This is a genomic window from Burkholderia sp. BCC1638, assembly GCF_902833195.1.
Taxonomy (GTDB): Bacteria; Pseudomonadota; Gammaproteobacteria; order Burkholderiales; family Burkholderiaceae; genus Burkholderia; species Burkholderia diffusa.
In genome coordinates this window covers 38,187-49,779 of record NZ_CADFEC010000010.1, presented here as the reverse complement: position 1 = coordinate 49,779, position 11,593 = coordinate 38,187, and the positions used below count along the sequence as shown (strand labels likewise).

Here is an 11,593-nt window from a genome sequence, read left to right as displayed (position 1 = left end):
TGTTTGCTTTCGTTCGGTTTGATCAACGGGTGCCGCAACGCGCGGCCCGGGCGATGATTCTTTACTTACAGCGGCGGCTCGACGGGACGACGGGCGGGCGCCGGAGCCGGCGCCGAAGGCGCCACGACGCCCATCGAGACGATGTACTTGAGCGCGGCATCGACCGACATGTCGAGTTCGATGACTTCGCTCTTCGGCAGCATCAGGAAGAAGCCCGACGTCGGGTTCGGCGTCGTGGGCACGTACACGCTCACGTACTCTTCCGTCAGATGGTTGACCACGTCGCCACCGGGCGTGCCCGTCAGAAACGCGATCGTATACGAGCCGCGCCGCGGGTATTCGATCAGCAGCGCCTTGCGGAACGCGTTGCCGCTGCTCGACAGCAGCGTGTCCGACACCTGCTTGACGCTCGTGTAGATCGGCCCGACGACCGGGATGTGACGCACGACCGCGTTCCACCACGTGACGAGCTTCTGGCCGATGAAGTTCTGCGTGGCCAGCCCGACGACGAAGATGAACGCGAGCGTCAGCACCGCGCCGATCCCCGGCAGGTGGAAGCCGAGCATGCGCTCCGGCTGCCACGATTCGGGCAACAGCAACAGCGTCTGGTCCATCGTGCCGATGATGAGGCCGAGCACCCACAGCGTGATCGCGAGCGGGACGAGGACCAGCAGGCCGGTCAGAAACACCGTTTTCAGGGTCGTCTTTTTCATCATCTGCCGTCAATGAACCGCGCCGGAAGCGCGGGTTGGTCGCGGCCCGGCCGGGCCGCGACGGTCAACTGCCGGCGGCGGGCGCCGCAGCCGGGGCCGGCGCGGCGCTCGTCGTCGTACTTTCGGAGCTCGCGGCAGCGGGCGCGGCTGCCGCCGGCGCTGCGGCCGGTGCTGCCGCCGTGTCGCCGGACGCCGTCGCCGGCGCGCTGGTGCCGCCCGAGCCACCGCGGAAATCGGTGACATACCAGCCGGAGCCCTTCAGCTGGAAGCCGGCGGCGGTGACCTGCTTGCGAAAAGCATCCTTCCCGCATTCGGGGCACTGCGACAACGGCGCGTCGCTCATCTTCTGGAGCACGTCCTTCGCGAAACCGCACGCTTCGCATCGATAGGCGTAGATCGGCATGATATTTTTCCCGCAGAAACTGGAAACGGCTTGCAAAACCTTGAATTATAGCCGAAACCCCGGCGCGCTCCGGCAACGGCCGCGACGCCCTGGCTTCAGCGACGGCGCCATGTGAGCCAGCGCTCGTGCCCTTCGAACACGGCCAGCGAATCGGTCACCGGCAGATCCTCGATCAGTTCGAAGTGCGGCGCGAGCAGCGCATCGAGTTCGGCGCGCTCGATGCCGAACGGCGGCCCCTTCGGTTTCGCCGTCACGAAGAAATAGCCGGCCAGCAACGCTCCGGCCGGCAACAATTCGGCCATCCGCGCCGCATAGCCGGCGCGCAGGCTCGGCGGCAGCGCGCACAGGAACGCACGCTCGTACACCCACTGCACGTCGAACGGCGGTCGGTACGCGAAGAAATCGGCCTGCTCGACGACGTCCGCATGCGCGCCGAGCAGCGCCTTCGCGGTCGCCACCGCCTGCGCCGAGAAATCGATCGCGCGCACGGGCCAGCCGGCCTGCGCGAGCCAGCCGGCCTCCTGCGCACTGCCGCAGCCGGGAATCAGCACCGCACACGGCTCGAGGCGCTGCGCAAACGCGCGAAACCCGTCGGGCACGCCGCCGAATTCCCACGGCGTCACGCCGCGCGCGAAACGCTCGTCCCAGAACGCGGCGTTGCCGGGGTCACGCGTTGCGAAATCGGCGGCGCTCGGTGCGGACGGTCGTGTCGGTTCAGGCATCGCGCGGCTCCCTTCGTTCATGCGCCGTACGCGAGCGCGAGCAGCACGCGCGCGACGAGCGCCCCGACGCCGACGGCAAGCCCGAAGATCAGCAATGCCTGCAGCAGCCGGTTGGTACGTTTCTGCTCGACGAGGATCTGACGCATCAGGTCCTCGCTCGCCGCGCGCGGCGCGTCGTGGCGTGCCGCCATCGCATGGTGGATCAGGCGCGGCAGTTGCGGCAGCGTCTTGCTCCACTGCGGCGCCTCGACCTTGAAGCGCTCGTACCAACCGCGCAGGCCGATCTGCTCGGTCATCCAGCGCTCGAGATACGGCTTGGCCGTCTTCCACAGGTCGAGTTCAGGATCGAGCGAACGGCCGAGCCCCTCGACGTTCAGCATCGTCTTCTGCAGCAGCACGAGCTGCGGCTGGATCTCGACGTTGAAGCGGCGCGACGTCGAGAACAGGCGCATCAGCACCTGACCAAGCGAGATGTCCTTCAGCGCGCGGTCGAAATACGGCTCGCACACCGCGCGAATCGCGCTTTCCAGCTCCTCGACACGCGTCTCGGGCGGCACCCAGCCCGATTCGAGGTGCAGCGTCGCGACGCGGTGGTAATCGCGCTTGAAGAACGCGAGGAAGTTCTGCGCGAGGTAGTTCTTGTCGAAATCCGACAACGCGCCGACGATCCCGAAATCGAGCGCGATATAGCGGCCGAACGTGTTCGGATCGAGGCTCACCTGGATGTTGCCCGGATGCATGTCCGCGTGAAAGAAACCGTCGCGGAACACCTGCGTGAAGAAGATCTCGACGCCTTCGCGCGCGAGCTTCTTGATGTCGACGCCGGCCGAGCGCAGCGTCTCGACCTGGCTGATCGGCACGCCGGTCATGCGCTCCATCACGAGCACCTGCGACGTCGAGAAATCCCAGAACATCTCGGGCACGAGCAGCAGATCGAGGCCCGCGAAGTTGCGGCGCAGCTGGCTGCCGTTCGCCGCCTCGCGCATCAGGTCCAGCTCGTCGTGCAGGTACTTGTCGAATTCGGCGACGACTTCACGCGGCTTCAGGCGCCGGCCGTCGGCCCACATGCGCTCCGTCCACGTCGCGATGTCGCGCATCAGCGCGAGGTCCGAATCGATCACCGGCAGCATGTTCGGGCGCAGCACCTTGACCGCGACGGCCTTGCCCGCGTGCGGGCCCTGCTTCAGCTTCGCGAAATGCACCTGCGCGATCGACGCGCTCGCGATCGGCTCGCGCTCGAATTCGTCGAACAGCTCGTCGACCGGCGCGCCGAGCGACTTCTCGATGATCGCGATCGCGACCGCCGAATCGAACGGCGGCACCTGGTCCTGCAGCTTCGCGAGTTCGTTCGCGAAATCGACCGACAGCAGGTCGCGGCGGGTCGACAGCACCTGGCCGAACTTCACGAAGATCGGGCCGAGGCTTTCGAGCGCGTGACGCAACCGCACGGCGGGCGGATCGGAATAGCGGCGGCCGATCGTCGTGATCCGCAACAGCAGTTTCACGCGCCGGTCGTCGATCCGGGACAGCATCACTTCGTCGAGGCCAAAGCGGATGACGGTGTAGACAATCTTGATGAAACGGAAAATGCGCATGCCCTGCGGCCCTCAGTGCGCGCCGCGCGGGCTGGAGCCCGTGCGCGCGCCGATTTTTTGTTCGAGTCGCTCGACCCGTTTCTCGACCCGCGCGAGCGCATCGCGCGCGCGCGCCAGTTCGGCGTCGAAGCCGCCGAGCACCGTGCGCCGGACGACTTGCGGGTTTTCGTCGAGCCAGTATTCGGCGACGGAATCGAGCACGTTGCGGCCGGTGCGGCGCGCGCGCGCGCCGGCGTCGCGCACGACCGTCGCGATCCGGTGCGCCGCCGCGTCGCCGACCAGCTTCGCGAGATCTTCCTCAGGTTCCCAGCGCAGGTGCTCGGCCAGCTTCGCGATCTGCGTCGCGAACTCCGCGTCGCCCTCGATCTTCACGTGCTTCATCACGGCCGCCTGGCCGCCCTGCAGGAATGCGGCGACGGTGTCGCCCGCGAGCGCGATCGACACGTCGACGTGTTGCGCATCGTGCGCTTCCACGGCGGACAGATAGCCGTCGGGCTGCACGAGCAGCGTGAGCGTGACGGGCGGCACGTCGAGCCGGGCGGTCTTGCCCGAGTAGGGGATCAGGCGGTCGCGCGCCCACGATTCGCGCGCGAGCAGGTGATTGACAGCAGCAGCAAAAGGCTTGGCGGCAAAGGTCATCGGGCTGGGAAAGAAAAAACCCGCGCGGGCCGGGCGCCCACGCGGGTTTCTATTGTAACGTCGGATCGTCGGCAGACCGCGGCCAACCGCACACCCGGGCGGCAAGCGGTCGCAGTGCGGCGGCCGTCGCCCGGGCAGCCGGCAAGCCGGCCGCCGGTCACGTTCAGTGCGTGTTGAGCTGCTGGATACCCGCGAGCAGCCAGCCCTGACTGCCCGACTTCGACAGGTTCCACACCTCGTCGAACGGTGCCGCCGACGCATTCGCCGATTCGCGGATCAGCCCGTGGAAGCGCACGCTCGCCGACTGCTCGATGCCGCGATCCTCGATCGCGACCAGTTCCGCGTCGAGCTGCACGACATCGGTCTGGTTCGCCTCGTTGCCGCGCGAGTCGAGGTCGATCTTGATCTCGGCGAACATTTCCGGCGTCGTGAACTCGCGAATGTCGGCCAGGTTGCCCTGGTCCCAGGCTGCCTGCAGGCGCACGAAGTAGACCTTCGCGCTGCGCAGGAACGCTTCGGTGTCGAAGCCGGCCGGCACCTGCAGCGGCGCGGCCGCCATCGCGCCCGCCGCGCCCGCGGCGGCTGCGCCGCCGCCGAACACGCCTTGCGCTTCGTTCGCATAGCTGCTGCCGCTGCCGGCATAGTTGTTACCGGTGCCGCCTTGCTGGAACGACGGGCTCTGCGAGTAGCCGCCCGACGACGATGCCGAACCGCCCACCGAGTACGCCGGTTCGTGCGAACGGCGACGGTTCATGAACTTGCGGATCAGCCAGATGCCGACCATCGCGAGCAGGGCGATCACGATGACGTTCGCCATCATGCTCGCGAACGCGCCGCCCAGGCCGAAGTGCGACAGCAGCGCCGCGATGCCGAGGCCGGCCGCGAGACCGGCGATCGGCCCGAGCCAGCGCGAGCGGTTCGGCTGCGCGGCCGGAGCCGGTGCGGCCGGATTCGCGCGCTGCGCCTGCGCCGGCGCGGCCTGCTGCATCGGCTGCTGCGCGGGCGGTGTGGCCTGGCGCTGCGTGACGGTGGAGCTTTGACGGCCGATGCTGCGCCCGCCGCCCATGCGCTTGGCTTCAGCGTCGAGCGATGCGAACGTGCCGGCCGTGAGCAGGCCAACCATCAGCAGCGTGCCGACCCGTCGAGCCCACGGCTTCGACGGCTTGCTACGGTTGAACAACGAACGCGATTCGGACATCAGCTTCTCCAGATGTAAGGCGAATGTATGGAAAGAACCCCTTAGTACTTGGTTCCTAGGTGTAACGCTACCACGCCACCTGACAAATTGTAATATTTGACGGCATCGAGGCCCGCTTGTTCCATCATCGTCTTCAGCGTGTCCTGATCGGGGTGCATCCGGATAGATTCAGCAAGATACTTGTAACTTTCAGCATCTTTCGCGAACTTGTCGCCAAGCCACGGTAATACTTTGAAAGAATACAGATCGTACGCTTTTTTCAGCGGATCCCAGACTTTCGAGAATTCCAGCACCATCACGCGGCCGCCGGGCTTCGCCACGCGGCGCATCTCGGCCAGCGCGGCGTCCTTGTGCGTCATGTTGCGCAGCCCGAATGCGACCGTGACGACATCGAAGTAGTTGTCGGGAAAGGGAATTTTCTCGGCGTCGCACAACAGCGACGGCGTCACGATGCCCTTGTCGAGCAATCGGTCGCGACCGACGCGCAGCATCGATTCGTTGATGTCGGTGTGCCAGACCTCGCCCGTCGGGCCCGCCGCCTTCGCGAACGCCTTGGTCAGGTCGCCCGTGCCGGCCGCGATGTCGAGCACCTTGAAGCCGGGGCGCACGTTCGCCTGGGCGATCGTGAACGCCTTCCACGCGCGGTGCATGCCGGCCGACATCAGGTCGTTCATCAGATCGTAGTTGCTCGCGACCGAATGGAACACGCCCGCCACTTTCTTCGCTTTTTCGGTTTCCTCGACGCTTTCGAAGCCGAAGTGGGTTTTGCTCATCGCGTTGATCCTCAGTAAATGGCAAGACGGCGCCGAGCGGGCGCCGTCGATTTCAGTGGCAGTGACCGTGCGGCGCGGGAGCCGCCTGCATCGGCGCGTCGCGCTCGACGCCCGCCGCCTTCAGTTTGTCGAAATAGTCGCGCCACAGCGCGTCCTGCTGCGTCGCCAGTTCGTACAGCAGATCCCACGAGTAGATGCCGGTCGAATGGCCGTCCGAGAACGTCGGCTGCAGCGCGTAGTTGCCCACGCCCTCGAGCGCGGTGATCGTCACCTCGCGCTTGCCGGTCTGCAGCGTCTCCTGGCCCGGCCCGTGGCCGCGCACCTCGGCCGACGGCGAATAAACGCGCATCAGCTCGAACGGAATCCGGTAGCTCTCGCCATTCGGGTACTGCAATTCGAGCACGCGCGACACCGCGTGCACGACGACGCCGGACGGAATCGGCGTCGTGGAAGTCAAACCGCTCATGGCTGCCTCGAATCGGTCATGCGTTGAATTTCCTCGCGCACCGCATTGTGCAGCAGCGAGGCCTGCGCCGCGCGCGTGCGCAGCAGTGCCTCGGACACGCTGCGCTGGCGCGGCGCCCAGACGGGCTGCGGGAAATGGGCGTCGTTGGAGAAGCGCGGGATCACGTGCCAGTGCACGTGCGGCACCATGTTGCCGAGGCTCGCGAGATTCACCTTGTTCGGCTGCATCACGCGGCGCACGGCCCGCTCCACCGCGTACACCACGCGCATCAGATGTGCCCGCTCGGGCTCGCCGAGATCGGAAAACTCGGCCACGTGCGTGCCCCAGATCACCCGGCAGAAGCCCGGGTAGTCGTGCTCGCCCGTCGCAAGCACGACGCGCAGCGCATCGTCCTGCCAGAGCACCTCGCCGCCGTCTTCACGGCAAAACACGCATTCCATCGTCGCTCCCATGTAGACGGGCGCCGGCGCTTCAGCGCAGGCGCCCGCTCTCATCCCTCGCCCGGCCGGGCGGCCGTCATGCCCGCATTAGACCAGCACGCGCTCGATCCCGCCATTGTTCGCGTGTGCGACATAATCGGCCATCCAGTTCTCGCCGAGCACCTGGCGCGCGATCTCGACCACGATGTAGTCGGCCTCGAGGTTCGCGTCCTCGTTGTAGCGCGACAGGCCCTGCAAGCACGACGGGCAGCTCGTCAGGATCTTCACGTCCGGGCCGTTCGCGGCCGGCGCCGGCGTGTCGCCGGCCACGACCGGGATGCTGCGCAGCTTCGCGGCGCCCTTGCGGATTTCCTCTTCCTTGCGGAAGCGAACCTGCGTCGAGATGTCCGGACGCGTCACCGCGAGCGTGCCCGATTCGCCGCAGCAGCGCTCGTTCTTCTCGATCTTGTAGCCGTCCTTCTCCGTACCCATCAGCTCGTTGACGAGCTTCACCGGGTCCATCGTCTTGATCGGCGTATGGCACGGGTCGTGATACATGTAGCGGGTGCCCGTCACGCCGTCGAGCTTCATCCCCTTCTCGAGCAGGAACTCGTGGATGTCGATGATCCGGCAGCCCGGGAAGATCTTGTCGAATTCGTAGCCCGCGAGCTGGTCGTAGCAGGTGCCGCACGACACGACCACCGTCTTGATGTCGAGGTAGTTCAGCGTGTTCGCGACCCGGTGGAACAGCACGCGGTTGTCGGTGACGATCTTCTCGGCCTTGTCGTACTGGCCCGAGCCGCGCTGCGGATAGCCGCAGCACAGGTAGCCCGGCGGCAGCACGGTCTGCACGCCCGCCTCCCACAGCATCGCCTGCGTCGCGAGGCCGACCTGCGAGAACAGGCGCTCGGAGCCGCAGCCCGGGAAGTAGAACACCGCTTCCGAATCGACGGTCGTCGATTTCGGGTTGCGGATGATCGGCACGATCTTGTTGTCCTCGATGTCGAGCAGCGCGCGCGCCGTCTTCTTCGGCAGGTTGCCCGGCATCTTCTTGTTGACGAAGTGGATCACCTGCTCGACCACGGGCGGCTTGCCGACCGTCGCCGGCGGGTGCTGGGTCTGCTTCGTCACGACCTTCTTCAGCATGTCGTTCGCGAAGCGCTGCACCTTGTAGCCGACGCCCATCATCACGCTGCGCGCGGCGTTGATCGTCTGCGGATTGGTCGCGTTCAGGAAGAACATGCCGGCCGCATTGCCGGCGTTGAATTTCTTCTTGCCCATCTTGCGCAACAGGTTGCGCATGTTCATCGTGACGTCGCCGAAGTCGATCTTCACCGGGCACGGCGTCGCACACTTGTGGCACACCGTGCAGTGGTCGGCCACGTCGTTGAACTCGTCCCAGTGCTTGATCGACACGCCGCGGCGCGTCTGTTCCTCGTACAGGAACGCCTCGACCAGCAGCGAGGTCGCGAGAATCTTGTTGCGCGGGCTGTACAGGAGGTTCGCGCGCGGCACGTGCGTCGCGCACACCGGCTTGCACTTGCCGCAGCGCAGGCAGTCCTTCACCGAATCGGCGATCGCGCCGATGTCGGACTGCTGCATGATCAGCGACTCGTAGCCCATCAGCCCGAAGCTCGGCGTGTATGCATTGCGCAGGTCGGCGCCGTCGAGCAGCTTGCCCTTGTTGAAGCGGCCGTTCGGATCGACGCGCTGCTTGTACGCGCGGAATTCTGCGATCTCGTCGTCGGTCAGGAACTCGAGCTTCGTGATGCCGATCCCGTGTTCGCCGGAAATCACGCCGTCGAGCGAGCGTGCGAGCGTCATGATGCGCGCGACCGCCGCGTGCGCATCCTGCAGCATCTCGTAATTGTCGGAGTTGACCGGGATGTTGGTGTGGACGTTGCCGTCGCCCGCGTGCATGTGCAGCGCGACGAATACGCGACCGCGCAGCACCTGCTTGTGGATCGCCTGCGCCTCGTCGAGGATCTGCTTGAACGCGCCGCCGTTGAAGATCGCGCGCAGCTCCGCGCGGATCTCCTGCTTCCACGAGATGCGGACCGTGCGGTCCTGCGTGACGTGGAACACGGTCGCGCCCGGCTGATCGTCCGCGCGATCGGCGAACTTCTCGGCGAGCGCCTCGTAGCCGAGCTGCACGAGATAGTGCTGTGCCTCGCGCAGCGGCTGATCGAGCCGGTCGCGCACGAATTCCCAGCGTGCACGCACGCGCTTGAGCAGCTCCAGCGCCTGCTGCACGCGATCCTCGAGCAGTTCGGCGCTCGGGATTTCGTTCGCGTCGTCGGTCTTGCCGAGCGGCAGGTTGCCGGCGCGGAAGAACGCTTCGAGCGCGTCGACCAGCTGCAGCTTGTTCTTCAGCGACAGCTCGATGTTGATCCGCTCGATGCCGTCGGTGTACTCGCCCATCCGGTTCAGCGGGATGACGACGTCCTCGTTGATCTTGAACGCGTTGGTGTGCTTCGCGATCGCGGCCGTGCGGCTGCGGTCGAGCCAGAAGCGCTTGCGCGCCTCCGCGCTGATCGCGACGAAGCCTTCGCCGCTCTTGCCGTTCGCCATCCGGATCACTTCGGACGTCGCCTGCGCGACCGCATCGGCGTCGTCGCCGACGATGTCGCCGATCAGCACCATCTTGGGGAATGCGTTGCGCTTGCTCTTGGTCGCATAGCCGACCGCGCGCAGGTAGCGCTCGTCGAGGTGCTCGAGGCCCGCGAGAATCGCGCCGCCCTGCTTCGACGTCTCGAACAGGTAATCCTTGATCTCGACGATGCTCGGGATCGCCTCGCGCGCCTGGCCGAAGAATTCGAGACAGACGGTGCGCGTGTGCGCCGGCATCTTGTGCAGCACCCAGCGCGCGGACGTGATCAGCCCGTCGCAGCCTTCCTTCTGTACGCCCGGCAGCCCGGCGAGGAACTTGTCGGTGACGTCCTTGCCGAGGCCTTCCTTGCGGAACCGGCGGCCTTCGATCTCAAGCATCTCGCTCTTCAGCAGCTTCTCGCCCGGCGCGTACGCGCCGTCGAACCACTTCAGCTCGAAACGCGCGACCGCGATGTCGTGGATCTTGCCCTGGTTGTGCTCATGGCGCGTGACTTCGAGCCAGTTGCCGTCCGGGTCGACCATCCGCCACCAGGCCAGGTTGTCGAGCGCGGTGCCCCACAGCACGGCCTTCTTGCCGCCCGCGTTCATCGCGACGTTGCCGCCGATGCACGATGCGTCCAGCGAGGTCGGATCGACCGCGAACACGTAGCCGGCCGCTTCGGCCGCTTCCGTCACGCGGCGCGTGACGACGCCCGCGCCGGAGAAGATCGTCGGCACCTTGTGGGCGACGCCCGGCAGTTCGGTGAGCTCGACCGCGCCGAGCTGTTCGAGCTTCTCGGTGTTGATCACCGCGGAGAACGGCGTGAGCGGCACCGCGCCGCCCGTGTAGCCGGTACCGCCGCCGCGCGGGATCACGGTCAGGCCGAGTTCGAAGCACGCCTTGATCAGGCCCGCGATCTCGGCTTCGGTATCGGGAGTCAGCACGACGAACGGGTATTCGACACGCCAGTCGGTCGCGTCGGTGACGTGCGACACGCGCGACAGCCCGTCGAAGCGGATGTTGTCCTTCTGCGTGCAGCGGCCGAGCGCCTTGGTCGCACGGCGGCGCAGGTCGGCCATCTTGTCGAATTCGTCTGCGAACTCGTCGACCGCGCGCTGCGCGGCGGCTTCCAGCATCTCGACGCGTCCGGCACGTTCGCGGCCCGCGTCGTCGCGGTGCTCGGTCAGGTCGGCGCGGCGGCGCTTGCCGATCTCGGTCAGGCGGTGGTTCAGCGCCTCGATCAGCAGCGCGCGGCGCTTCGGGTTATCGAGCAGGTCATCCTGCAGGTACGGATTGCGGCGCACGACCCAGATATCGCCGAGCACTTCGTACAGCATCCGTGCCGAGCGGCCCGTGCGGCGTTCGGCGCGCAGCTCGTCGAGCACCGACCACGCCTCCTCGCCGAGCAGGCGGATCACGATCTCGCGGTCGGAGAAGGACGTGTAGTTGTAGGGAATCTCGCGCAGACGGGGCGCGGGGTCGGCGGCGACGGTGGCGGCCGCGCCATGCGGATCGAAAACTTGTGGTGCGTTCATGTTCGGACGACTCGGAGGGCCGATACACCGTGCACGGGCGTCGGCAAGCGCGTAGGCGCAATCTTGGGGAAATCTGTTCTGGTGCCAGGCGCGCGACTATCTCGCATGGGGCCGGAGCGGGTCTGGACTCACCGTTCCGGGCCGGCGGGGCCTGGCGGCACTCGGAGCCATCAGCACGATCGCGCGCGGCGCGCATGCCGCTCCGCCGCGGGGCTGGCTGCGCGCGGCGTCGGCTTCAACGGGGCGATCCGAGGGTGCCTCTGCATCTTCCGATCCTTGATTCAAAACGGAATTCTAACCCATGATCGGCCCGCCCGTGAGACGCCGGACAGGTCGTGGGGCTTTCGCCGCAACCCGCGCCGGGCCTGCTTCGGCGCGATTTCGCGCCCGCATTCGCCGTCCGTCCGGTCGGTAACCACGCGGTTAACCCGGTAAAAAGGGGACGCTCCGCGCGGCAAACACGCCCGCCGACGCGCTTCCGCGACCGCGCGCCCGGCATGCCGCTTGCGTGCGGACGGACCCTTGGCGCTATCATTGATC

General features: G+C 66.7%; 10 protein-coding genes. All 10 read right to left on the bottom strand.

Annotated features, from left to right (window positions below):
* Positions 1 to 65: 65 nt before the first annotated feature.
* The 10 genes from HWX22_RS14180 to HWX22_RS14135 all read right to left on the bottom strand — a co-directional run bounded on the left by HWX22_RS14180 (position 66) and on the right by HWX22_RS14135 (position 11,053).
* Positions 66 to 716 carry a DUF502 domain-containing protein gene (locus tag HWX22_RS14180; protein ID WP_006477842.1) on the bottom strand — a complete coding sequence of 217 codons (651 nt, stop codon included), beginning with the start codon at positions 714 to 716 and terminating at the stop codon, positions 66 to 68.
* 61 nt (positions 717 to 777) lie between these two features.
* On the bottom strand, positions 778 to 1,116 hold the full coding sequence (locus HWX22_RS14175; protein WP_059690654.1) for an FmdB family zinc ribbon protein: 339 nt from the start codon (positions 1,114 to 1,116) through the stop codon (positions 778 to 780).
* Between the two features lie 95 nt (positions 1,117 to 1,211).
* The gene (locus HWX22_RS14170) at positions 1,212 to 1,838 is read right to left on the bottom strand and encodes an SAM-dependent methyltransferase (RefSeq protein WP_175915859.1); all 627 of its coding nucleotides are present in this window, start codon (positions 1,836 to 1,838) and stop codon (positions 1,212 to 1,214) included.
* A 17-nt stretch (positions 1,839 to 1,855) separates the two neighbouring features.
* Complete coding sequence (ubiB, locus tag HWX22_RS14165) at positions 1,856 to 3,433, bottom strand: ubiquinone biosynthesis regulatory protein kinase UbiB (RefSeq protein ID WP_059528200.1); 1,578 nt, start codon at positions 3,431 to 3,433, stop codon at positions 1,856 to 1,858.
* Between the two features lie 12 nt (positions 3,434 to 3,445).
* Entirely contained in the window at positions 3,446 to 4,072 is a 627-nt protein-coding gene (locus tag HWX22_RS14160; RefSeq protein WP_175915858.1) for an SCP2 sterol-binding domain-containing protein, read from the bottom strand.
* A gap of 163 nt (positions 4,073 to 4,235) precedes the next feature.
* Positions 4,236 to 5,270 (bottom strand): TIM44-like domain-containing protein, encoded by a 1,035-nt coding sequence (locus HWX22_RS14155; RefSeq protein ID WP_175915857.1) that lies wholly within the window; start codon positions 5,268 to 5,270, stop codon positions 4,236 to 4,238.
* A 41-nt stretch (positions 5,271 to 5,311) separates the two neighbouring features.
* Positions 5,312 to 6,043, bottom strand: a complete 732-nt coding sequence (gene ubiE, locus HWX22_RS14150; RefSeq protein ID WP_059528209.1) for a bifunctional demethylmenaquinone methyltransferase/2-methoxy-6-polyprenyl-1,4-benzoquinol methylase UbiE — start codon at positions 6,041 to 6,043, stop codon at positions 5,312 to 5,314.
* 52 nt (positions 6,044 to 6,095) lie between these two features.
* Positions 6,096 to 6,509 (bottom strand): DUF971 domain-containing protein, encoded by a 414-nt coding sequence (locus HWX22_RS14145; RefSeq protein WP_011886002.1) that lies wholly within the window; start codon positions 6,507 to 6,509, stop codon positions 6,096 to 6,098.
* Positions 6,506 to 6,949, bottom strand: coding sequence for an HIT family protein (locus tag HWX22_RS14140; protein ID WP_044846840.1), 444 nt, complete (start codon positions 6,947 to 6,949; stop codon positions 6,506 to 6,508). The genes HWX22_RS14145 and HWX22_RS14140 overlap by 4 nt, the downstream gene beginning before the upstream one ends.
* Before the next feature lie 87 nt (positions 6,950 to 7,036).
* Positions 7,037 to 11,053, bottom strand: coding sequence for a DUF3683 domain-containing protein (locus HWX22_RS14135; RefSeq protein WP_175915856.1), 4,017 nt, complete (start codon positions 11,051 to 11,053; stop codon positions 7,037 to 7,039).
* Between the last annotated feature and the right edge of the window lie 540 nt (positions 11,054 to 11,593).